The sequence below is a fragment of the Roseospira navarrensis genome (assembly GCF_009601025.1).
In the GTDB taxonomy this organism is placed as follows: Bacteria; Pseudomonadota; Alphaproteobacteria; order Rhodospirillales; family Rhodospirillaceae; genus Rhodospira; species Rhodospira navarrensis.
In genome coordinates this window covers 65,225-89,391 of the sequence record NZ_WIVE01000008.1, presented here as the reverse complement: position 1 = coordinate 89,391, position 24,167 = coordinate 65,225, and the positions used below count along the sequence as shown (strand labels likewise).

The window sequence follows — 24,167 nt, the reverse complement described above, 5'->3', positions numbered from 1 at the left end:
GCGCCTTGCGATCCAAGCTCTTCATGGCCGCGCTCTCCGCCGTGCGATACAACCCCGACCTCAAGGCCTTCTACGAACGGCTTATCGGAAACAAAAAGACACCAAAAGGCGCACTCCTCGCCGTTGCCAGAAAGCTCGTCACCATCGCAAACGCGGTCCTCCGGCCTCAGCCCGAACCCGCCACAAACTGAGTTGATGACATCCTATATTTTTAGGGTGTCATCCCGAGTGAGCGAAGCGAGACGAGGGATCTCGAGAGGCCTGCTCAGCCGGCGCGGAACAGGCCGTCATGTTAACCTGAACCCGTTGCCGTGCACGCGGGACCGAAACGGCGTCCCCTCGGAGTCCGCCGCGTTACCCTCACATTGCTCCCCCGTTCCGCGTTTGCTAAGGTCCCTGCCCCTTTCCCTGCCCGCACCGGCGTCCCAACGGCCGCCGGGCGTCAGGGCTTTTGGTGCCGCATACCGCCGACTCGGCGGGTGGCGGCCCGGGGACAGGCCCAGACACCCTCAGGCGATATCCGATCGTGACACCCTCCGACACCCCCTCCGACCACGACATCTCCCCCGTCACCATCGAGGCGGAGATGCAGCGCAGCTACCTCGATTACGCCATGAGCGTGATCGTCAGCCGCGCCCTGCCAGACGTGCGCGACGGCCTGAAGCCCGTGCACCGGCGCATCCTGTATGCGATGAACGAGAACGGCTACACCTACAACCGGCCGTTCCGAAAATCCGCGCGCATCGTCGGCGACGTGATGGGCCAGTACCACCCGCACGGGGACTCGGCGATCTACGACGCCATGGTCCGCATGGCGCAGGATTTCTCCATGCGCCTGAAGCTGATCGACGGCCAGGGCAACTTCGGCTCCATGGACGGCGACAAGGCCGCGGCCATGCGATACACCGAGGCCCGCCTGTCGAAGGCCGCGCACGCGCTGCTGGAGGACATCGACAAGGACACGGTCGATTTCCAGCCGAACTACGACGAGAACTCGGTCGAGCCGGTGGTGCTGCCGGCGCGCTTCCCGAATCTTCTGGTCAACGGCGCCGGCGGCATCGCGGTGGGCATGGCCACCAACCTGCCGCCGCACAATCTGGGTGAGGTCATCGACGCCACGCTGGCGCTGATCGACGATCCAGACCTGACGGCCGAAGACCTCCTGGAGATCGTGCCCGGACCGGACTTCCCCACCGGCGCGCTGGTCATGGGCAAGGCCGGCATCCGCGCCGCCTATCTGACCGGGCGCGGCAGCATCGTGATGCGCGCCCGCTGCGCCATCGAGCCCATGGCGCGCGACCGCGAGGCCATCGTGGTCACCGAGGTGCCCTATCAGGTCAACAAGGCGGCCATGATCGAGAAGATGGCCGAGATGGTCCGCGACAAGAAGCTGGAGGGCATCTCGGACATCCGCGACGAGTCCGACCGGCGCGGCGTGCGCGTGGTGATCGAGGTCAAGCGCGATTTCCAGGCCGACGTCGTGCTGAACCAGCTCTACCGCTACACCCAGCTTCAGACGTCGTTCGGCGTCAACATGCTGGCGCTGAACCAGGGCCGGCCGGAGATGCTGACCCTGCGGGACATCCTGGTGGCCTTCATCGACTTCCGCGAAGAGGTCATCCGCCGCCGCACGATTTATGAGTTGGGCAAGGCGCGCGACCGCGCCCATGTGCTGGCGGGTCTGGCCGTGGCGGTGGTGAACGTGGACCGCGTGGTGCAGATGATCCGCACCGCGCCCGATCCGCAGACCGCCCGCGAGCGCCTGATGGCCGAGGACTGGCCGGTCGGCGAGGTGGCGCCCATGATCGCGCTGATTGACGAGCCGGGCCGGGGGGTCGTGGACGGCCGCTACCGGCTGTCGGAAACCCAGGCCCGCGCCATCCTGGATCTGCGCCTGCACCGCCTGACCGGGCTGGAGCGCGAGAAGATCCACGAGGAGCTGCGCGAGATCGGCGCCCGCATCGAGGAGTATCTCGCCATCCTGGGCTCGCGCGAGAAGCTGTTCGCGGTCATGCGCGGCGAACTGGCCGAGGTGCGCGAGGCCTTCGCCACACCGCGCCGGACGGAGCTTCAGGACGTCGAATTCGAGGTGGACGACGAAAGCCTGATCGCCCGCGAGGACATGGTGGTGACGGTCACCAACACGGGCTACATCAAGCGGGTGCCACTCTCCACCTACCGGGCGCAGCGGCGCGGCGGCAAGGGCCGGGCCGGCATGGCCATGCGCGACGAGGACTTCGTCACCAGCGTGTTCGTCGCCAACACCCATGCCCCGCTGCTGTTCTTCTCGTCGGCGGGCATCGTCTACAAGATGAAGGTGTATCGCCTGCCGCAGGGCACGCCGCAGGCGCGCGGCAAGGCCATGGTCAACCTGCTGCCGCTGGGCGAGGGCGAGACGATCTCGACCATCATGGCCCTGCCGGAGGACGAGGACTCCTGGGGCGAGCTGGACGTGATGTTCGCCACCGCCTCGGGCGGCGTGCGCCGGAACAAGCTGTCCGACTTCACCAACATCATGGCCAACGGCAAGATCGCCATGAAGCTGGAGCCCGGGGACGCGCTGATCGGCGTGCACACCTGCTCCGAGGACCACGACGTGCTGCTGGCCACGCACGCGGGCAAGTGCATCCGCTTCCCCGTGGGCGACGTGCGGGTGTTCGCCGGACGCACCTCCACCGGCGTGCGCGGCATCCGTCTGGACAAGGGCGACCGGGTCATCTCGCTCGGCATGCTGCGCCATGCGGACTATGACGCGGCGACGCGGGCGGCCTACCTCAAGCGCGCCAGCCAGGAACGCCGCCGGCCGGAGGACGAGGACGCCGAGCCGGACCACGCCCCCGATGTCGAGGCCGAGGCCGTCGAGCCCGGCACCCTCTCGGACGAGGACTTCGAGGCCATGGCCGCGGCCGAGGAGTTCATTCTGACCGTCACGGAACACGGCTTCGGCAAGCGCACATCGTCGTTCGAGTATCGGGTGACGGGGCGCGGCGGCAAGGGCATCGTCAACATCGACACCGCGCCGCGCAACGGCAACGTGGTGGCCTCGTTCCCGGTCGGGCACGACGATCAGATCATGCTCATCACCAACGCCGGCAAGCTGATCCGCAGCCCGCTCAACGACGTGCGCATCGCCAGCCGCAAGACGCTGGGCGTGCGGCTGTTCCGCACCGGCCTGGACGAGGTGGTGGTCTCGGCCGCGCACCTGCCCGCCGCGCTGGTGGAGGACGACGAGGACGGCGAAAACGGGAGCGAGACCGGGGACGGGACCGGAAACGGAACCCCGGACGCGCCCCCGCCGGACGCAGGAGACGACACGTGACGCGCGACCGCAACGGGGGGGGATCGGCCGTGACCGCACGCAAGCATGTGGGCATCTATCCGGGGACGTTCGACCCGGTCACCAACGGGCATTTGGACATCATCAGCCGGGCCACCCGGCTGGTGGATCACCTGATCGTCGCCGTGGCGGTCAACGCCGGCAAGGGCCCCATGTTCTCGCTCGACGAGCGCGTGGAAATGGTGCGGGAGTCCCTGGAGGAGCACGGCACCCGGGCCCAGGCGCGCATCGAGGTCATGCCGTTCGAGACCCTGCTGGTCAACTTCGTGCGGGAGATGGACGCGTCCATCATCGTGCGCGGCCTGCGCGCGGTCTCGGACTTCGAGTACGAGTTCCAGATGGCCGGCATGAACGCCCGTCTCGACAACACGGTCGAAACGGTCTTCCTCATGGCCTCGGAACGCTCGCACTTCATTTCCTCGCGGTTCGTCAAGGAGATCGGGCGCCTGGGCGGCGACGTGTCCACCTTTGTGACGCCGAGCATTCACGCCCGCCTGTTGCAGCGCTTCCGCGAGCAGGGGTAAGGTGCCCGACCTCATCGATTTTCACTTTCCCGGAAAGGCGCGATCATGGCCGAGACGCTCGACCCCGAAAACACCATCAAGATGGAACTGAAGGACGGCATCGTGACCATCGCGCTGCGGCCCGATCTGGCGCCGAACCACGTGGAGCGCATCAAGACCCTGACCCGCCAAGGGTTCTATGACGGTGTCGTGTTCCACCGGGTGATCGAGGGCTTCATGGCCCAGACCGGCGATCCCACCGGCACCGGCATGGGCGGATCGGACCTGCCGGACCTGAAGGCGGAGTTCTCTCCGTCCTCCCAGGCGCAGCACCTGCGCGGAACCTGCTCCATGGCGCGGACGCAGAACCCCAACTCGGCCAACAGCCAGTTCTTCATCTGTCTGGCCAACGTGCCCCATCTGGACGGTCAGTACACCATCTGGGGTCAGGTCACCGACGGCATGGACGCCGTGGACGGCATCAAGATCGGCCCGTCCGCGCACAACGGCAAGGTGGATGACCCGGACGCCATCCTGCGCATGTGGGTGGCCGCCGACGCCTAGGAAGCCGGATCGTCGCGCCGGGCGTCTTGCAGCCGTCCGAATATCGGACGGAACCGACAACAAGGGAGTGGAACACCGGACGCCGGTTGCCTAATGTAAGGGGGTTGTCACACCAGGGGTCCGGTCGCGCCCACCGGCGCGGCGGGTCCCGTCGTCCAGCGGCGGTTCGGTTGCCGGGGGCTGGACCCCGTGGGGCTCTCCGGTTGCAGCCCGGCCGGCTCCGGTCCGAAACGTCGTGCCGCCAAACGCCACCCACCATGCGGGGTTGGCCCACAGCAGGAGGAGACGCGGCGCCCCGGCCGCGTTGGACCGCGCCACGATGGATACTCTCTTCAACGACCCCGGCCTGCACGCTTCCTTCCTCTCCGGCGCCAACGCCACCTACATCGCCGAGTTGTACGAGCGCTATCTGGACGACCCGGAGAGCGTGGACGAGACGTGGCGCACGTTCTTCGCCGAGTTGCGCGACGGCGCCGAGGACATCCGGGCGGAGCTTCGGGGCCCCTCGTGGAGCCGGCCCGACCGGCACGTGATCGGCGCCCCCGATCCGGACGCGCCGCCGCCGGACGCCAAGAAAAAGGGCAAGGCGCCCACCGCCGAGGCGGCGGACCTGTCGCAGGACACGATCCGCGCGCATACGCTGGACTCCATCCGCGCCCTGATGCTGATCCGCGCCTACCGCGTGCGCGGCCATCTGGAAGCGCGCCTGGACCCGCTCGGCCTGACCGAGCCGGAGCCGCATCCCGAGCTGGACTATCACAGCTACGGCTTCACCGACGCCGACCTGGACCGCGAAATCTTCATCGACAACGTGCTGGGCCTGGAGTCGGCGCCGCTGCGCAAGATCGTCGAGGTGGTGCGCGAGACCTATTGCGGGCACATCGGCGTCGAGTTCATGCACATCCAGTACCCGGACCAGAAAGCCTGGATCCAGCGCCGGGTGGAAAGCGAGCTGAACCGCACGGCCTTCACCGACCTCGGCCGCAAGACCATCATGCAGCGGATCATCGAGGCGGAGACCTTCGAGACCTATCTGCACCGCAAGTACACCGGCACCAAGCGCTTCGGCCTGGAAGGCGCGGAGTCCACCATCCCGGCGATCGAGCAGATCCTCAAGCGCGGCAGTCAGCTCGGCCTGGAGCACGTGACCATCGGCATGGCCCACCGTGGCCGCCTGAACATCCTGACCAACGTCCTGCACAAGCCGCTGGAAGCGGTGTTCAGCGAGTTCGAGGGCAACTCGGCGAACCCGGAGGACGTGCAGGGCTCCGGCGATGTGAAGTACCATCTGGGCACCTCGGCGGACCGGGACTTCGACGGCAAGACCGTTCACGTGACCCTGAACGCGAACCCGTCCCACCTGGAGGCGGTGGACCCCGTGGTGCTGGGCAAGGTGCGCGCCCGTCAGACCCAGATCGGCGAGGACGGCCGCGCCAAGGTGACGGGCATCATTCTGCACGGCGATGCGGCCATGGCCGGCCAGGGTGTGGTTGCGGAGTGCTTCGCGCTCGCCCAACTGGTCGGCTACCGCACCGGCGGCACGATCCATATCGTGGTCAACAACCAGATCGGCTTTACGACCAATCCCAAGTACGCGCGCTCGGGCCAGTACTGCACCGACATCGCCAAGATGATTCAGGCCCCGATCCTGCACGTGAACGGCGACGATCCGGAAGCCGTGGTCCACGCCGCCCGCGTGGCCATCGAATTCCGGCAGACCTTCCACGCCGATGTCGTGTTGGACATCGTGTGCTATCGCCGCCACGGCCACAACGAGAGCGACGAACCCGCCTTCACCCAGCCGCGCATGTACAAGCGCATTTCCGAGCATCCGACGGCGCGGGAGTTCTACGCCCGCCGCGTGATCGAGGCCGGGCTGCTGACCCGGGACGACGTGGACGGCATGCTGGCGTCCTACACCGAGCGCCTGGACGCCGCCTTCAAGGCCGGCGAGTCCTACCGCCCCAATCAGGCGGACTGGCTGACCGGCACGTGGGAGGGCCTGGAGGCCGCCTTCGGCGAGGAGGAGTACAAGCAGTACGTCACCGCCGCCAAGCGCCCGGCCCTGGACACCGTGTTCAAGGCCATCTCCACCGCCCCGGAGGAGTTCGATCTCAACCCCAAGATCGCCCGCCAGCTCAAGGCGAAGGCGAAGATGTGGGAGACCGGCAAGGGCATCGACTGGGCGACGGCGGAGGCCCTGGCCTTCGGCACCCTGTTGCTGGAAGGCCATCCCGTGCGGCTGTCGGGCCAGGACAGCGGACGCGGCACCTTCTCTCACCGCCATGCCGTGTTGATTGACCAGACCGACGAACGCAAATACTACCCGCTCAAGACCATCCGGGACGATCAGGCGCCGTTCTACGTGTTCGACAGCCCGCTGTCCGAATATGCGGTGCTGGGCTTCGAGTACGGCTACGCCACCCAGGACCCCATGTCCCTGGTGCTGTGGGAGGCCCAGTTCGGCGACTTCGCCAACGGCGCACAGGTGATTTTCGATCAGTTCGTCAGCGCGGCCGAATACAAGTGGCTGCGCATGTCGGGTCTGGTGGTGCTGCTGCCGCACGGCTACGAGGGCCAGGGGCCGGAGCACTCATCCGCGCGGCTGGAGCGGTTCCTTCAGTTGTGCGCCGAAGACAATATGCAGGTCTGCAACCTGACCACACCGGCGAACTACTTCCACGCCCTGCGCCGCCAGCTCCGGCGCAACTTCCGCAAGCCCCTGATCCTGATGTCGCCCAAGTCGCTGCTGCGCCACAAGCTGTGCGTCAGCGAGCTGTCCGCGTTCGAGGACGGCGGCCGGTTCTACCGCCTGATCCCGGAGATCGACGAGTTGGTGCCGGACGAGGCGATCCGCCGCGTCGTGTTCTGCTCGGGCAAGGTGTACTATGACCTTCTCCAGGCGCGGCGCGAGCAGGAGATCACCGATGTCGCCATCGTCCGCGTGGAACAGTTCTACCCCTGGCCGAAGGACAGCGTGCAGCGCCAGCTCAAGCGCTACCCCAACGCCGAGGTGGTGTGGTGCCAGGAGGAACCCGCCAATATGGGGGGCTGGATGTTCGTTGATCGCCGCTTCCAGTACGCGCTGGAGGAGTTGCACAACAAGGCGCGGCGGGCGCACTATGCGGGACGCAAAGCCTCCGCCTCCACGGCGGCGGGGGTGGCCCGCACCCATGCCCGGGAACAGGCGACACTCATCGAGCAGGCCCTGTCGTGGTCGCTCGATTCGCTGCCGCAGCCCTTCCAGCGGCCCACCGACCTGTCCCGCGTGAACTGAGGCCCGCCCGCCCGGACCTGAAACCCCGAGGGTCCCGTTTCCATGTTCGATGCGCACCGTCTGCTAGATCAGTTCCTGGGCACCGGCCAGTCCGGCGCCCACCCACCCCCCGCCGCCGGACCGCAGGGCGCGCCGCCGCCGCAGGCCCCGCCGTCTCAGGCCGCCCCGCCGCCATCACGGGGCGCGTCCCCCTGGGGCGGGGTCGCGGGCGGCGCCCTGGCCGGCGGGCTCGCGGGGGTTCTGCTCGGCTCCAAGAAGGGCCGCAAGGTGGCCGGCAAGGTCGCCACCTATGGCGGTCTCGCGGCCGTCGGCGGGCTGGCCTACAAGGCCTATCGCGACTGGCAGGCCCGCCAGCCCCAACCGGGCGCGGGTCAGGCGTCCACCACGCCGCCGCCCGCCCCGGCGACGACCGGACCGTCCGCCGATCCGCGCGCGGCCGGCTGGACTCCGCCCCCGGCCGACAGCGGCTTTCTGCCGCCGCCGTCCAATCCCCAGGCCGGCCAGGATCTGAGCCTGACCCTGCTCCGCGCCATGATTACGGCGGCCAAGGCGGACGGCCACATCGACGGCGACGAATACCGCCGCATCTTCGAGCACCTGAACGCCCTGGACCTGGATGCCGACGCCAAGGCCTTCGTCATGGACGAGTTGGGCCGCCCCATGGACGTGGGCGCCCTGACCGCCGCCGCCACGACGCCGGAGATCGCCGCCGAGATCTACGCCGCCTCGCTGCTGGCCATCGACCCGGACGGCCCGGCCGAGAAAGGCTATCTGGCCATGCTCGCCGCCCAGCTTCGGCTCGACCCCGCCCTGGTGGACCACCTGCACGCGACCGTCGCGGAGTCCACCGACTGACCCCACGCACCCGGCCGGACGGCGCCGCCCGGCGCCCGTCGCGACCGGCCACAGGCAGCCCTCCCCCTCACCGGCTGCCGACAAGACCGAGAGGATGGAAGGAACATCAATGGCCACCGAGATCACCGTGCCCGCCCTGGGTGAGTCCGTCAGCGAGGCCACCGTGGCCAAGTGGCTGAAGAAGGAGGGGGACGCGGTCGCGGCCGACGAACCCCTGGTGGAACTGGAAACCGACAAGGTCACGGTCGAGGTGAACGCGCCGGAAGCGGGCGCGCTGTCCGAGATCATCGCCGCCGAGGGCGCCGAAGTGGAGGTGGGCGCCCTGCTCGGGCGCATCGAGGCCGGCGCCGCCGGCAGCACCGCCAAGCCGGCCGAAAAGGCCGCGCCGAAAGCCGAAGGGAAGGCCGAAGGGAAGGCCGAAGGGAAGGCCGAAGGGAAGCCTGAACCGAAAGCCGAAGAGGCTCCGAAGCCGAAGGACGAACCGGCTCCCGCGACCGGCGGAAAGGCCGCCAACCTGGATCATCCGCTGTCCCCGGCCGTGCGCAAGCTGGTCGAGGAACGCAGCCTGGACCCGTCGAAGATCCCCGCCACCGGCAAGGACGGCCGCCTGACCAAGGAAGACGTGCTCACCTTCCTGGAGCGCGGCCAGCCGGCCGAGGCCGCGCCCGCCCCGTCCAAGGCCCCATCCAAGGCGCCCGCCGCCGCCAAGGCCCCGCGCGAGGACGACCCGCGCGAGGAGCGCGTGCCCATGAGCCGCCTGCGCCGGCGCATCGCCGAGCGCCTGAAGGAGGCCCAGAACAACGCCGCCATGCTCACCACCTTCAACGAGGTGGACATGACGGCCATTCTGGAGGTGCGCGCCCGCACCAAGGACGCGTTCGAGAAGAAGCACGGCGTGCGCCTGGGCTTCATGTCGTTCTTCATCAAGGCCGCCGTCGTCGCCCTGCGCGAGTTCCCCGCGGTCAACGCCGAGATCGACGGCACCGACATCGTCTACAAGAACTATTACGACATCGGCGTGGCCGTGGGCGGCCCGCAGGGTCTGGTGGTGCCGGTGGTGCGCGACTGCGACACCAAGAGCTTCGCCCAGATCGAGGCCGACATCGCCGCCTATGGCAAGAAGGCCCGCGACGGCGCCCTGACCATGGAAGAGATGACGGGGGGCACCTTCACCATTTCCAACGGCGGGGTCTACGGCTCCTTGATGAGCACGCCGATCCTGAACCCGCCGCAGTCCGCCATCCTGGGCATGCACAAGACCCAGCAGCGGCCCATGGTCATGCCGGACGGGTCCATCCAGGCGCGGCCGATGATGTATCTGGCCATGAGCTACGATCACCGCATCATCGACGGCAAGGAGGCGGTCAGCAGTCTGGTGCGCATGAAGGAATGCCTGGAGGATCCGCAGCGGATCCTCCTCGACATGTAACGAGCCCTCGCCGACGGGGCGTCCGGAACCGGGCGCCCCGTTCGAATGTGGGGGCCGGGAACGGGGATAAGACGGTCGGCCGGACGCGGGGGCGCCGGGCCGGTGCCGCTAAAAAAACGCAAGTGGAAGGACTGAATCCGATGAGTGACAATCCCTATGATCTGGTCGTGATCGGCGGTGGCCCGGGGGGGTACGTCTGCGCCATTCGCGCCGCCCAGCTCGGCATGAAGGTCGCCTGCGTGGACATGCGCAAGACCCTGGGCGGCACCTGCCTGAACGTGGGCTGCATCCCGTCCAAGGCGCTGCTGCACAGCACGCACCTGTTCGAGCAGGCCAGGCACGAGGCCGCCGATCACGGCATCAAGATCACGGGAACCGTCCGGCCCGACCTGCCGGCGATGATGGCCCGCAAGGACGGCGTGGTGAAGGCCAACGTGGACGGCATCGCCTACCTGTTCAAGAAGCACAAGATCGACTGGATCAGCGGCATGGGCCGCATCGACGCCCCGCACGAGGTGGGGGTGGCGCTGCACGACGGCGGCGACATGACGCTGGTGACCGATCACATCGTACTGGCCACCGGCTCGGAGCCGGCCCCCCTGCCCGGCGTCGACATCGACGGCCGCATGATCGTGGATTCGGCCGGCGCGCTCGCCCTGCCCAAGGTGCCCAAGCGCATGACCGTGATCGGCGCCGGCGTCATCGGGCTGGAGCTGGGCTCGGTCTGGAGCCGCCTGGGGGCCAAGGTCACCGTCGTCGAATACCTGGACCACGTGCTGCCCAACATGGACGCCGAGGTCCGCAAGCAGACCCAGCGCATCCTCAAGAAGCAGGGGCTGACGTTCAAGCTGTCCACCAAGGTCACGGCCGCCAAGAAGACCACCAAGGGTGTCAACCTGACCGTGGAGCCGGCGGCCGGCGGCGAGTCGGAGCACCTGATGTCCGACGTGGTGCTGGTGGCCATCGGGCGCGCGCCGCACAGCCTGGGCCTGGGCCTGGACAAGAACGGCATCGAGCGCACCGAGCGCGGCTTCATCAAGGTCAACGCGCGCTACGAGACCACCGCCAAGGGCATCTACGCCATCGGCGACGTGATCGGCGGCATGATGCTGGCGCACAAGGCCGAGGAAGAAGGCGTGGCCGTGGCCGAGATGCTGGCAGGCCAGGCGGGCCACGTGAACTATGACGCCATCCCGTCCGTGGTCTACACATGGCCGGAGATCGCCGCCGTCGGCAAGACCGAGGAGCAGTTGAAGGCCGCCGGCACGGACTACAAGGCCGGCACCTTCCCCTTCACCGCCAACGGCCGCGCGCGCGCCAACAACGACACCGACGGCTTCGTCAAGATCCTGGCGGATGCCCGCACCGACCGGGTGCTCGGCTGCCACATCGTCGGCGCGTCGGCCGGCGACCTGATCCAGGAGGTCGTGGTCGGCATGGAGTTCGGCGCCACGGCCGAGGACCTCTTCCGCTCCAGCCACGCCCATCCGCAGCTCGGCGAATCGGTCAAGGAAGCCGCCCTCGCGGTGCATGGCCGGCCGTTGCATATGTAACGCGAGCAAAAGGGGCCGCGTCGTGCCATATCGGCGGCGAGAGGGTCCGGACTCTCGCCGCCTGTTTCGCATCATCCTGAGCCGCTGAAAGTGGCGAAGGATCTCGGGAGGCCGAGCGCCTCCCAGCCGGGGGATGCACACCCCTTCCCGAGATCCTTCAGGCGCTTCGCGCCTTCAGGATGACACTCCCAGTTTTTGGTGTAGGATCGGGTCTAGCCATCACTTCTCGTGCCGTTGACACCAGCGCGGCACCGGCCCTCTCTCCCATGCGCATGGGCTTAAACGGTCCTCGGCAGGGGCTGCCGGGCCAAAAAGCGAAACGCCCGCCGCGCGAGGGGAAGCGCGAGGCGGGCGTTGCTTCGTTTCTGGGTGAACCATCGCGTGGCTGAGGCGCGGGGTTCGGAAGGAGGAGGGGTTCTCGTCTCTGGTGGCGGGCCAACCCGTGGCTGAAGCGTGTGGGCCCGCTGGCCGGTAGGTCTGGATTTCGATCGGATACGGTGCTCTGGCTTCTTCGCTGAGGATCGTCGGCGGTGTTCCGTCCGCCTCTGATGATCCCTTTATCGCACAGGCCACGTGACCGGCGATTTTCCGGGTCATGACAGTTTCGTAAGATTCTCCGAGGCCCGTTCCGGCGGCGCGGTCTCCTCGCCCATGCCGCCGCCGACCACCCGATTCCGGCCGGACTGCTTGGCCCGGTACAGATTGCGGTCGGCCTCCGCCAGAAACGCCGACAGGCTGTCGTCCCGACCGGGCGCGGCGACATGACAGCCCATGCTCATCGTGATGGTGCGCGTCCGTCCCTCATGCGTGACGGTATGCCCGGCGATGCGCGTCCGCAGAGCCTCCAGATGCCCCGGGAACCGCCGCGCGCTGTCACCGACCGAGAAGGTCACGAACTCCTCGCCCCCGAAGCGGGCCACCGAGTCGCCCTCGCGCCGGAAATGAGTCTCCATCAAACCGGCCAGGTCGCGCAGGCAGGCATCCCCGAACGCATGACCCAGCTCGTCGTTGACCGCCTTGAAGCGGTCCACGTCCATCATGGCGATGGCGAACGGCAGGGCGTTGCGCTGGCAGACCGAGAACGCCTCGGCCATGCGGTTCTCGATATACAGGCGATTGGGGAGCCCGGTGAGCCCATCGGTCACGCTCAGGTCCCGCAGGCGCGCGTTCGCCCGGTTGAGCTGCGCATTCAGGCGATGCAACTGCCGGTTCCAGATCACCACCAGCGTCAGCAGCACCAGCGCGCCCAGCACCACACCCCACACCAGACGCGCGTCCACCGTGCGCTCGAAGCGGACCGCCATCCAGCGGTCCATGATGTCGGTGGCCTGCGAGTCCCCAAGCGCGGCGATGGTCCGGTTGAGGATGGTCACGAGCGGCGCCAGCTCCGCCGGGACCGCCAACCGGACGTCGTAGTCAAGGGGAATCTGCCCGGCGATCTTCAGGTCCGGCGTGCGCTGGCGCGCAATCAGATAGCCCAGATGGGGCAACGATCCGATCATGCCGTCCAGGCGCCCCGTCTGCACGGCGTCCAGCCCATCCGCCTCGCTGTCCACCGGCACCAGGGTGATGTCCGGATAGCGCGCGGCGAGCGTGTCGCGCAGCGGCGAGGTCCCGACGATGCCGACCGACTCCCCGGACAGCGAGGCCATGCCGCGCAGAAACGGGTGTTCCAGCCGCGTGACCGCCACCGCCGGCATGCGCAGATAGGGCGCGGTGGTCCGCCAGCCCGGCAACGCGTCCGGCAGGGCCACGACGAACGGCAGCAGGTCGCAGCGGCCTTCCTGGGCGTTGGCGAGCGCTGCCGCGCGGCTCTCCGCCGGCACCAGTTCCCAGGCGAACCCGGCCCGCTGCGACAGCAGCCGCACCACGTCGCCCGCCACCCCCTGATAGCTGCCGTGCTCGCCCGGCCGCTCATAGGGATCGTCGGCCGCCCCGCCGCAGACCCGCAACACCCCCTGCTCGTCGAGCCACGCCCGTTCCTCCGGCGGCAGCGGGACCACCGCCATACCCTCCTGCGCCTGACGTGGGCCGAGCCACCGGCTCTCCAGTTCCGCCCATCGGGCCGTGGGGATCGAGGCCATGACCCGATCGAGAATGCCGCGCAGGAACGGTTTGTCCCAGCCCACGCCGAAGCGCAGATCCTCGTTGGCCACGCCCTCCATCTCGAACGCGCCGCCCACCTCGATGGACATCAGCCCCTGTCGCCGGATCAGCGCCAGACCGTGACTGAGCGCGACGACCACCGCATCCACCTCGCCATCGGCCAGGGCGCGCATCATGTCCACCTTGCGGGAAAACGGCACGATCGCCTCGGACCCCAGGCGCGCGGTCAGCGGGGCTTCGAAAAACACGGCGCGCGGCACGCCCACCCGCAGGCCCTCCAGGTCCGACAGGTCGGTGTAGCGGCCGAAGCCCGCGCGCACGAACACGGTCAGGGGAACCTGATGATACGGCTCGGTAAACAGGATGGTGCGCGCCCGCCCTTCGGTGAACGAGATGTTGGCGAGCACGTCCAGATCGCCGTTGGCCAGGGCCTCCAGCAGGCGCGGCCAGGTGTCGAACACGGGCTCGATGCTCAGCCCGGCGCGGTCGCCGATCTCCCGCGCGAGGTCCACCGCGAACCCGTGCGGGCGCCCCTCGGCCAGATAGCTGTAGGGCCAGTAGTCCGGCATGAATCCGACCCGCACCACCGGCCGTTCCGCGATGAACGCCTGTTCCTGCGGCAGCAGGCGCAGGGGGCCCGCGGTCAGAGTCAGGCCAGGCCGGGCGGAGCGCCAACGGTCCACCATGGCGTCCAGTTCGGCATCGGGGATCGCGGCCAGCGCCTTGTCGAGGATGTCGCGCAGCACCGGCAGGGACCGGGGCACCCCGAAGCGGAAGTCCTCCAGCACCAGATCCGTCGCCGGCAGCGCGCCGGCCACCGCCACGTTGGAGAACCCGTTCTCGCGGGCGAAGAAGCGGCCGGTCAGCTCCGGGGCCAGGATGGCGTCGATCCAGCCGAAGGCCAGGTCCGACACCAGCTCCCGGTAGCTGTCGTAGGGCACCACGTCGTAGCCGCGCGCCGCCAGATCGTCGGCGTAGTAGATATCGCGGATGACGCCGACGCGCGTCCCGGCCAGCACCGCCGGGTCGTCCAGGGGCGGCAGCGGGCGGTCCAGGTTGTGGAACACCATGGTGCGCCGCAGGTAGTACGGTTCGGTGAACAGGATGGAGCGCGCGCGGGCCTCCGTGTACGAAATGGCCTCGATCGCCTCCAGTTCACCGGCCCGGAACGCGCTGTAGACCTGCGCCCAGCTTCCCATGCGCAGGGTGATGCGCAGCCCGGTCAGGTCTTCCACCCGCCGCGCCAGATCGACCGAGAACCCCTGGAACGCATCGTCGCGGAAAAAGGAATAGGGGGCGTTGTCGGCCACCATGCCCATGCGGATCTCGGGGTTGGCCGCGATCCAGGCCTGTTCACGCGGGGTCAGCTCCAGCGAGGCCCTCGCGCCGGTGTCGGCGGGCTGCGCCGCCGCCGCGCCCGTCAGCAGCCACAGGCCCGCCAGCACCAGGACGGACACGGCCATGACCGACCGCGCCGCGCGCCCACAGGCGGCGGAGAGACTGTGCCCGAAGGCACGGCGGTCATGGGGCGGAGCACGCATCACGCCTTTCCTTACATGTTGGCGACCGACCCGTCGCCCTGGCCTTTGGTCGGGCCAACGGCCCCGACCTCTGGCCGAGACGCCGGATCCCCGCGGTCAGCCTGGAGTCCGCCAGCCGGATCCGGATGATCCATGCGGCCGCCTCAATGCAGACCTGAAATGAATTCCAATGTGCAGCACGCGGATCCACGATCCCCCGGCGCGGCGACCCCGTCGCGCCCGGCGGTCGGTTATCCCTTGGCCTTGGACTTCTGCCCGATCTTCGTTTCCGTCCCGGCGAGCAGACGGCGGATGTTGTCGCGGTGGCGCCACCACGCCAGCACGGCCAGCAGACCGAAGCCGGCGACATGCACCGGGGCCGCCAGCGCCCAGGCATAGGCCGGCGCCAGGGCTAGGGCCGCCAGTGCGGCCAGAGAGGAATAGCGGAACACGCCGGCCATCACCACCCAGGTCAGGCAGGCCAGACCGCCCACGGGCCAGGCGGTGGCCAGCAGCACGCCAAGCGTGGTCGCCACCCCCTTGCCGCCCCTGAAGCGCAGCCAGACCGGATAGTTGTGGCCGATCACGGCGGCCACGCCCGCCACCACGGGCAGGATCGGGTCCACGCCCTCCCATCCCAGCAGGGCCCGCACCCCCAGGGCGGCGATCGCCCCCTTGCCGGAGTCCAGCAGCAGGGTCAGCAGCGCCAGATCCTTGCGCCCGGTGCGCAGCACGTTGGTGGCGCCGATGTTGCCGGAGCCGATGGCGCGAATATCACCCAGGCCGGCCAGCCGCGTCAGCACCAGCCCGAACGGCACGCCGCCCAGCAGGTACCCCCCGAGCGCGGCCAGCGGCAGGGCAAGCCAGAGGTCGGCCATGACGGAACCCTCCCTGGGCTGTGTTGGCTCAGCGCGCCGTTTCGGGGAAGACCGTGCGGCCGTCCACCACGGTGCGGATCACCTTGCCCTGCACCAGATGGCCGTCGAAGGGCGAGTTCTTCGACTTGGACCGCATGGTGTCGGCGACCACCTTCCACGGCGCCTCGGGATCGAAGATCACCAGATCGGCGGGCGCGCCGGTGCGCAGCCGCCCGGCTTCCAGCCCCAGCAGGTCGGCGGGCCTGCGGGTCACCAGATCCAGCGCCTGCAGCAGGCTGAGCGGCCCGCTCTGGGTCAGCTTCAGGGTCACCGCCAGCAGGGTTTCCAGACCGATGCCGCCGAACTCGGCCAGATTGAACGGCAGGCGCTTGGTGTCCTGGTCCTGCGGGCAGTGGTCGGAGGCCACCACGTCGATGGTGCCGTCGGCCAGCCCGGCGACGATGGCCTGACGGTCCGCCTCGGACCGCAGCGGCGGCGACAGCTTGGCGAAGGTGCGGTAGTCCCCCACCTCCAGTTCGTTCAGCGCGAAGTAGAACGGCGCGGTGTCGCAGGTCACGCGCAGGCCGGCCGCCTTGGCCTTGCGGATGATGTCCACGCCCTCGGCGGTGCTGACGTGGGCGGCGTGATAGCGCCCCCGGGTCATGGCGACCAGCCGCATGTCGCGTTCCAGCAGGATGATTTCCGCCTCGCGCGGAATGCCGCGCAGGCCCAGGCGGGTGGACATCTCGCTGGCGTTCATGACGCCGGAGGCCAGCGACGGTTCCTCCGGGTGCTGGATCACCAGCAGGTCGTGACTGGCCGCATAGGACAGCAGGCGGCGCATCACCTGCGCGTCGGCGATGGCCTTGACGCCGTCGGTGAAGGCCAGCGCGCCGGCCTCGCGCAGCAGGCCGATTTCCGCCAGTTCCCGGCCCTCCAGCCCCTTGGTGGCGGCGGCGTAGGTGAACACCTTGGCGAGCCCGATCAGCCGGGCGCGGCGGGCGACGAACTCCACCGCCGCCTCGTCGTCGATCACCGGGTTGGTGTTCGGCAGACCGACCATGGAGGTGATGCCGCCGGCCACGGCCGCGCGGCCGGCGCTCTTGAAGCTCTCCTTGTGCTCCTGGCCGGGCTCGCGCAACTGGGTGCGCATGTCCACCAGACCGGGGGCGAGGCAGGCCCCGTCGCAGTCCACCACCTGGGCGCCCACGGGGGCGCCGTCGGCGAACAGGCCGGGCGCGAAGTGAACGATGTGCTCGCCCTCGGTCAGCAGGCCGCCCATGGCGTCCAGGCCGCTGGCGGGGTCGAGCAGACGGGCGTTGACGTAGGCGATGCGGCCCGGGGTGTTGATGGCCATCAGACGCCCCCCCGCCCGCCGAAGGGCTGGTTGCGGCGCATGCTGTCCAGGTTGCGGGCCAGCAGGTCGAGCACGGCCATGCGCACGGCCACGCCCATTTCGACCTGCTCGCGGATCACGCTGCGCTCGAAGTCGTCGGCCACGTCGGAGTCGATCTCCACCCCCCGGTTCATCGGTCCCGGGTGCATGATGAGCGCATCCGGCTTGGCGCGCGACAGCTTGTCCCGGTCCAGCCCGAAGAAGCGGAAGTACTCGCGCACGGACGGGATGAAGTTGCCCCGCATGCGCTCCGTCTGCAGGCGCAGCATCATGACGATGTCACAGTCCGTCAGGCCCTCGCGCATGTTGGTGAACACCTGCACGCCCATGTCCTCGAACGCCCGCGGCACGAGGGTGTTCGGACCGATCAGGCGGACCTCGGCGCCCATGGTGGTCAGCAGGATGATGTTCGAGCGCGCCACCCGGCTGTGCAGGATGTCGCCGCAGATGGCCACGCGCAGGCCGTCCAGGCGGCCCCGGCGGCGGCGGATGGTCAGCGCGTCCAGCAGCGCCTGGGTGGGATGCTCGTGGCTGCCGTCGCCGCCGTTGACGACGGCGCAGTTCACCTTTTCCGCCAGCAGCTTGACCGCGCCCGATTCCGGATGGCGGACCACCAGCACGTCGGGATGCATGGCGTTCAGGGTCACGGCGGTGTCGATCAGCGTTTCGCCCTTGGCGACCGAGCTGGTCGAGACCTGCATGTTGATGACCTCGGCCCCCTGGCGCTTGGCGGCCAGTTCGAACGATGTCCGGGTGCGGGTCGAGTTCTCGAAGAACAGGTTGATGACGGTCCGTCCGGCCATGGCGTCGCTGGCCTTGTCCAGGCCGCGACACTGGTCCACCTGACCGTCGGCGAGATCCAATAGGTGCCCGATTTCCGGAGGATGAAGCCCCTGGATGCCGAGCAGGTCGCGGTGAGCGAAAATGGCGTCTGTCATGGTGGCCGGACCATAGCTTCCGGACCCGCCGTCGGCAAGGGTCTGGCGGGCCCGAAACCGGCGGCGAACCGCGCCCGCCGGGCGAACGGCCGCCCGGCGGGCCACAACGCCCGCTTGACAACCCGCCGGCCCCCGCTCACCTTGCAAATTCAGCAGCCTGCTTGCCCGAACCGGGGGGCCGGCCCGGCGCCCGGAGTCCGCCGGGTCTGCGCCGGTCAACGTTTCCACGAGATGAGGACGCGGCTCGCACCGCGCGAACGACTCGCCTTGGCGACCAGGAAACTCTGCATCAAGACCTACGGCTGCCAGATGAACGTGTACGACTCCGCCCGCATGGCGGACGTGCTGGCGCCGCTCGGCTATTCGGCCACCGACGACCCGGCCGACGCCGACATGGTCATCCTGAACACCTGCCACATCCGCGAGAAGGCCGCCGAGAAGGTGTTCTCCGAGCTGGGCCGGCTGCGCCAGATCCGCGCCGCCCGCGAGGCCCGGGGTCTGGGCCGCACCATCCTGGGCGTGGCCGGCTGCGTGGCCCAGGCGGAGGGCGAGGAGATCCTGACCCGCGCGCCGTTCGTGGACCTGGTGCTGGGACCGCAGGCCTATCACCGCCTGCCCGAGATGATCGCGCGCCTCAGCCGGGCCGGCACGGCGCAGCTCGACACCGACTTTCCGGCAGACCCCAAGTTCGACCACCTGCCGCCGGCGGGCGAGCGCGGCCCGGCCGCCTTCCTGTCGATCCAGGAGGGCTGCGACAAGTTCTGCACCTTCTGTGTGGTGCCGTACACGCGCGGCGCCGAGTACTCGCGCCCGGTCGCCGACATCCTGGCCGAGGCGCGCGCCCTGGCCGCCGGGGGCACGGTGGAAATCACCCTGCTCGGCCAGAACGTCAACGCCTATCACGGCGCGGGTCCCGCCGGGGCGACCTGGGGCCTGGGCCGCCTGATCCGCGCCCTGGCCGAGATCGACGGGGTGGAGCGCATCCGCTACACCACCAGCCACCCGCGCGACGTGGACGACGACCTGATCGCCGCCCATGCCGAGGTGCCGGCGCTGATGCCCTTCCTGCACCTTCCCGTGCAGTCGGGCTCCGATCGTATTCTCAAGGCCATGAACCGGGGCCACGACGCCGACGCCTATCGCCGGATCGTGGACCGGCTGAAGACGGCGCGGCCCGATCTGGCCCTGTCGTCGGACTTCATCGTCGGGTTCCCCGGCGAGACGGCGGCGGAGTTCCAGGCCACCCTGGACCTGGTGGACGAGATCGGCTTCGTGCAGGCCTATTCCTTCATGTACAGCCCCCGGCCCGGCACGCCGGCCGCCGGCATGGCGGCGCAGGTGCCCGCCGACGAGAAGGCGCGCCGTCTGGCCTCGCTGCAGGAGCGGCTGCGGGATCAGCAGATCGCCTTCAACCGCCGTTGCGAAGGCCTGGAGATGGACGTTCTGCTGGACCGCACGGGCAAATGGCCGGGCCAGCTCGTTGGCCGCAGCCCCTTCATGCAGCCCGTCCACGTGCAGGCGCCCGGCACCATGCTGGGCACCGTGCGCCGGGTGATCGTGGAGCAGGGCCAGCCCAACAGCCTGTCCGGCCGGCTCGCCGACGCCGACCCGGCGCAGGCCGCGAGGGTGCGGGCGTGACCGGCGACACCGTTCAGGCGGTCCGGACCTACGGCGACAATGGCGCCCTTCAGGTCGTGTTCGGCCCCGGCAGCGAGAACATGGAGCACCTGGAGGCGCGCCTGGGCGTCTCGCTGCCCACGCGCGGCAACGAAATCACGGTGGCCGGCACGGCCGAGGGCGTGAGCGTCGCGGTCCGGGCGCTGGATGCGCTCTACAGCCGGGCGCGGGCCGGCCAGGACGTGACCAAGGCGGATGTGGACGCCGCCGTGCGCATGGGCCTGGAGCCGGAGGCCCTGCCCGACGGCCCGGCGCCCGTTCTGCGCACCCGCAAGCGCGCGATCGAGGCGCGCTCGCCCGCCCAGGCCCGCTACGTGCAGGCCATGGCCCGGGACGAACTGGTGTTCGGGCTGGGACCGGCGGGCACCGGCAAGACCTATCTGGCGATCGCCCATGCGGTGGTGCTGAAGATGACCGGGGCGGTGGACCGCATCATTCTGTCGCGTCCGGCGGTGGAGGCCGGCGAGCGCCTGGGCTTCCTGCCCGGCGACCTGCGCGAGAAGGTGGACCCCTACCTGCGGCCCATGTATGACGCGCTGTATGAGATGCTGCCGGGCGACGAGGTGATGCGCCGCATGGAGGCGGGCGAGATCGAGGTGGCCCCGCTGGCCTTCATGCGCGGGCGCACGCTGGCCAACGCCTGCATCATCCTGGACGAGGCCCAGAACACCACCCCGACCCAGATGAAGATGTTCCTGACCCGGATGGGCGAGCATTCGCGCATGGTGGTGACCGGCGACATGACCCAGATCGACCTGCCGCTGGGCGCGCGCTCCGGGCTGCGCGACGCGCTGGAGACCCTGGACGGCCTGGAGGGGGTGTCGGTGTGTTCCTTCTCGCACCGGGACGTGGTGCGCCACGATCTGGTGACGCGCATCGTGAAAGCCTATGACGCGCGGGACCGGCAACTCGGCAAGGACACGGACACCGCAGGCAAGGACCATCGGCGATGACCGGGACGGCGACGGCAGAGGCGAACGCGCCGCGGGTCAGCGTGGATGTGGTGGTGGACCTGCCGGCCTGGCGTAAGGCGGTCAAGGGCCCCGTGGCCCTGTGCGAGCGCGCCGTTCACGCCGCGCTTGAGGACGGACTGGCGGACTCGCCCCTGGCCGGGCGGCTGCGCCCGGACCGCGGGCTGGAGGTCTGCGTGGCCCTGGAGGACGACGCCAGCGTGCGCGACCTGAACCGGGACTTCCGGGGCCAGGACAAGCCGACCAACGTGCTCGCCTTCGCGGCGCTGGAGGACGGCGACGGCCACGCCCTGCCCCCCCAGGCCGAGCCCTGGGACGACGGGGACGACGAACCGGAGATGCTGGGCGACGTGATCGTCGCCCTGGAAACGACGCGGGAGGAGGCGACCCGCGACGGCAAGACCCTGGCCGATCACCTGACACACCTGGTGGTCCATGGCGTGTTGCACCTGCTGGGCCATGACCATCAGGACGACGCCGAGGCCGAGGTCATGGAGCGCCTTGAAACCCGCATCCTGGCCGGGCTCGGCATTGCCGACCCACACGCGCCGGCGCGGGATCCAGGGATTGGAGACAATGAACGACCCGACATCACCAAGTAGCGAGCCGGGCCCGGCCCCGGAGCCCGAGCGTCCGCGCAACGGCCCCGTGGACGGCGACCCGGCGACCGGCGGCGGCGACGGCGACGGCGAGAGCGACGGCCTGGGCGACTGGATCCGGGGTCTGTTCCGGGGGCGTGGCAACGGCGACGGTTCGGTGCGCGACACGCTGGAAGAGATCATCGAGGGCCGCGACGAGGCGGAACTGCCCATCGACGCGCACGAACGCCTGCTGATTACGAACATCCTGCATCAGCGCGACATGACCGCTGATGACATCATGGTGCCCCGACCGGACATCTCGGCCCTGAGCGAGACGGCGACCCTGCCGGAAATCGCCCGGATGATGGCCGACAAGGGCCATTCCCGCATGCCCGTCTACCGGGAATCGCTCGACGACACCCTGGGCATGGTCCACATCAAGGACGTCATTCCCTTCCTGCACCGGGGCGAGCAACCGGACCTGGGCGCCCTGGCGCGGCCGGTCCTGTTCGTGTCGCCGTCCATGCGTGTGCTGGATCTGCTGCTGGAAATGCGCCTGAAGAAGACGCACATGGCGCTGGTGGTGGACGAGTACGGCGGCATCGACGGGCTGGTGACCATCGAGGATCTTGTGGAGCAGATCGTCGGCGAGATCGAGGACGAGCACGACGCCGAGGTGGACCCCGAACTGGTGGTGCAGGAGGACGGCTCGGTGGTTGCGGACGCCCGCTTCGACCTGGAGGAGTTCGAGGGCCGGTACGGCGCCATCCTGACCGAGGACGAGCGCGAGGAGACCGACACCCTGGCCGGACTGGTGTTCCGGCTGGCGGGCCGGGTGCCGACCCGGGGCGAATTGCTGGTCCACGAAAGCGGCCTTGAGTTCGAGGTCATGGAGGCCGATCCGCGCCGGATCAAGCGGTTGCGGCTGCGCAACCTGCCGCCGGAGATCCCGGAAGGGTCCCGCGCCGGCAACGGCGGCCCCTAGGCATGCGCCCGATCCAGCGGCTCGCCGCCGCCGTCGCGGGCCTGCGCGGCTGGCGCCGTCGCGGGCTGGCGGTCGCGCTGGGGGCGCTGGGCGCTCTCGCCCTGCCCCCTTTTCACGCCGTGCCCCTGCTGGCCGTGGCGCTGGTCGGGCTGGTCTGGCTGCTGGACGGGATCGAGTCCGATCCACGCGGCCGCCCGCGGCGGACCTACTTCGGGACCGGCTGGTGGTTCGGCCTCGGCTTCTTCGTGGTCGGGATCCACTGGATCGCCCATGCCCTGCTGGTGGATGCCGCCACCTTCGGCTGGATGATTCCCTTCGCCGTGGGCGGCCTGAGCGCCGTGCTGGCGCTGTTCTCGGGCGCTGGGACCCTGCTGGCCGGGCTCGCGTGGCGGCCCGGCGCGGCCGGGCGCATCATCGCGCTGGCGGCCGGCTGGATGCTGGCCGAGTGGCTGCGCATGTGGGTCGCCACCGGCTTTCCCTGGAACATGGCGGCCACCGTCTGGATGCCCCTTGAGCCGGTGCTTCAGAGCGCCAGCCTGATCGGCGCGCTGGGCCTGAGCGGCCTGACCGTGCTGGTCCTGGCCGCCCCCGCGCTCCTGGGCGACACGCGCCCACCGGGCCGCTCGGCCGCGCTGCTGGCGGGCGCGGCGGCGCTGCTCGCCCTCCCCTCGGGCTGGGGGGCATGGCGGCTGGCCACGGTGGATCCGGGCGCGGTGGAGGGCGTGCGCCTGCGGCTGGTGCAACCGAACCTGAGCCAGCAGCAGAAGTGGGACGGCAATCTGCGCGACCTGAACCTGGTCGAGCACGTCGCGCTCAGCCGCGCCCCCGGCTTCGAGGACATCACCCATGTGATCTGGCCCGAGACGGCCTCGGCCTTCGCGCTCAACGCCGATGTGCCGCGCCGGTTCGTGGCGGCGGACGGGGTGCCGCCGGGTGGTCTGCTCCTCACCGGCGCGCCGCGCATCACGCCGCCCGGCCAGGAGCCGTTCCAGGTCTGGAACAGCCTCATGGCGATCACGGCCGAGGGGCGCCTGCTGGCTACCTCCGACAAGTTCCATCTGGTGCCGTTCGGCGAGTACGTGCCCTTCGGCGACATCCTGCCGGTCCAGAAGATCACCCCGGGGCGGGTGGACTTCTCGTTCGGAACCGGCCCCCTGACCCTGCGCCTGCCGGACACGCCGCCGGTCTCTCCGCTGATCTGCTACGAAGTGATCTTCCCGGGTGCGGTGGTGGATGCCGCCGACCGGCCGGCGTGGATGGTCAACCTGACCAACGACGGCTGGTACGGCCTCAGCCCCGGTCCCTATCAGCACTTCGCCACCGCCCGTCTGCGCGCGGTGGAAGAGGGCCTGCCCCTGGTGCGGGTCGCCAACACCGGCATTTCCGGCGTGGTCGATCCCTTGGGCCGGGTCACGGCCCGCCAGGACCTGGGGACGCGCGGCGTGGTGGACGCGGCGCTGCCCGGCGCTCTGCCGCCCACCCTGTTCGCCCGCGCGGGCAACGCCCTGCCGGCCGGTTTGGGGGGCCTGATCTGGCTGGTCCTGGTCCTCGCCGCGCGGGGCCGGCGCTCGACAACTTCCTGAGTCGTGCCTACCATCGGATGAATCCCGATGCGAAC

Annotated in this window: 16 protein-coding genes and 1 pseudogene; 13 read left to right on the top strand and 4 right to left on the bottom strand. The window is 69.5% G+C overall.

The genetic code is table 11. The features are described from left to right. From GHC57_RS19480 to lpdA, 8 genes and pseudogenes are all read left to right on the top strand, one after another. Nucleotides 1-191: pseudogene (locus GHC57_RS19480) on the top strand (IS110-like element ISEc32 family transposase); the annotation flags it as partial. A gap of 332 nt (nt 192-523) precedes the next feature. Next, nucleotides 524-3,319, top strand: coding sequence for a DNA gyrase subunit A (gene gyrA, locus GHC57_RS04605; RefSeq protein ID WP_425500643.1), 2,796 nt, complete (start codon nt 524-526; stop codon nt 3,317-3,319). A gap of 29 nt (nt 3,320-3,348) precedes the next feature. Further along, the gene (gene coaD, locus GHC57_RS04600) at nt 3,349-3,861 is read left to right on the top strand and encodes a pantetheine-phosphate adenylyltransferase (RefSeq protein WP_170294679.1); all 513 of its coding nucleotides are present in this window, start codon (nt 3,349-3,351) and stop codon (nt 3,859-3,861) included. 45 nt (nt 3,862-3,906) lie between these two features. Next, complete coding sequence (locus GHC57_RS04595) at nt 3,907-4,404, top strand: peptidylprolyl isomerase (RefSeq protein ID WP_153341646.1); 498 nt, start codon at nt 3,907-3,909, stop codon at nt 4,402-4,404. Between the two features lie 319 nt (nt 4,405-4,723). Then, on the top strand, nt 4,724-7,681 hold the full coding sequence (locus GHC57_RS04590; protein WP_153341644.1) for a 2-oxoglutarate dehydrogenase E1 component: 2,958 nt from the start codon (nt 4,724-4,726) through the stop codon (nt 7,679-7,681). A 42-nt stretch (nt 7,682-7,723) separates the two neighbouring features. Continuing rightward, nucleotides 7,724-8,536 (top strand): tellurite resistance TerB family protein, encoded by an 813-nt coding sequence (locus tag GHC57_RS04585; RefSeq protein ID WP_153341641.1) that lies wholly within the window; start codon nt 7,724-7,726, stop codon nt 8,534-8,536. A 109-nt stretch (nt 8,537-8,645) separates the two neighbouring features. After that, nucleotides 8,646-9,965: a 2-oxoglutarate dehydrogenase complex dihydrolipoyllysine-residue succinyltransferase gene (gene odhB / locus GHC57_RS04580; RefSeq protein WP_153341639.1), complete on the top strand. Its 1,320-nt coding sequence runs from the start codon at nt 8,646-8,648 to the stop codon at nt 9,963-9,965. A gap of 140 nt (nt 9,966-10,105) precedes the next feature. Beyond that, a complete protein-coding gene (gene lpdA, locus GHC57_RS04575) occupies nt 10,106-11,518 on the top strand; it encodes a dihydrolipoyl dehydrogenase (protein ID WP_153341637.1) in 1,413 nt (470 codons plus the stop codon). Nucleotides 11,519-12,111: 593 nt separating this feature from the next. Here the strand turns inward: lpdA and GHC57_RS04570 are convergent. The 4 genes from GHC57_RS04570 to GHC57_RS04555 form a co-directional block, all read right to left on the bottom strand. Further along, on the bottom strand, nt 12,112-15,165 hold the full coding sequence (locus GHC57_RS04570; protein WP_153341635.1) for a transporter substrate-binding domain-containing diguanylate cyclase: 3,054 nt from the start codon (nt 15,163-15,165) through the stop codon (nt 12,112-12,114). Nucleotides 15,166-15,395: 230 nt separating this feature from the next. Next, nucleotides 15,396-16,022, bottom strand: a complete 627-nt coding sequence (plsY, locus tag GHC57_RS04565; protein WP_153341633.1) for a glycerol-3-phosphate 1-O-acyltransferase PlsY — start codon at nt 16,020-16,022, stop codon at nt 15,396-15,398. 28 nt (nt 16,023-16,050) lie between these two features. After that, on the bottom strand, nt 16,051-17,358 hold the full coding sequence (pyrC, locus tag GHC57_RS04560; protein ID WP_153341631.1) for a dihydroorotase: 1,308 nt from the start codon (nt 17,356-17,358) through the stop codon (nt 16,051-16,053). Next, nucleotides 17,358-18,335 (bottom strand): aspartate carbamoyltransferase catalytic subunit, encoded by a 978-nt coding sequence (locus GHC57_RS04555; RefSeq protein ID WP_153341629.1) that lies wholly within the window; start codon nt 18,333-18,335, stop codon nt 17,358-17,360. The genes pyrC and GHC57_RS04555 overlap by 1 nt, the downstream gene beginning before the upstream one ends. 267 nt (nt 18,336-18,602) lie before the next feature. On the opposite strand from GHC57_RS04555, the gene miaB reads away from it, so the two are divergent. From miaB to lnt, 5 genes are read left to right on the top strand one after another with little or no spacing between them, the layout of a single operon-like run. Next, a complete protein-coding gene (gene miaB, locus GHC57_RS04550) occupies nt 18,603-19,973 on the top strand; it encodes a tRNA (N6-isopentenyl adenosine(37)-C2)-methylthiotransferase MiaB (RefSeq protein ID WP_425500642.1) in 1,371 nt (456 codons plus the stop codon). Next, nucleotides 19,970-20,965, top strand: a complete 996-nt coding sequence (locus tag GHC57_RS04545) for a PhoH family protein (RefSeq protein WP_170294678.1) — start codon at nt 19,970-19,972, stop codon at nt 20,963-20,965. Before miaB ends, GHC57_RS04545 begins: the two co-directional genes overlap by 4 nt. Beyond that, the gene (ybeY, locus tag GHC57_RS04540; RefSeq protein WP_153341625.1) at nt 20,962-21,585 is read left to right on the top strand and encodes an rRNA maturation RNase YbeY; all 624 of its coding nucleotides are present in this window, start codon (nt 20,962-20,964) and stop codon (nt 21,583-21,585) included. Before GHC57_RS04545 ends, ybeY begins: the two co-directional genes overlap by 4 nt. After that, a complete protein-coding gene (locus tag GHC57_RS04535; protein WP_153341624.1) occupies nt 21,560-22,549 on the top strand; it encodes a hemolysin family protein in 990 nt (329 codons plus the stop codon). The genes ybeY and GHC57_RS04535 overlap by 26 nt, the downstream gene beginning before the upstream one ends. A gap of 2 nt (nt 22,550-22,551) precedes the next feature. After that, nucleotides 22,552-24,132, top strand: coding sequence for an apolipoprotein N-acyltransferase (lnt, locus tag GHC57_RS04530; RefSeq protein WP_153341622.1), 1,581 nt, complete (start codon nt 22,552-22,554; stop codon nt 24,130-24,132). Nucleotides 24,133-24,167: the final 35 nt, after the last annotated feature.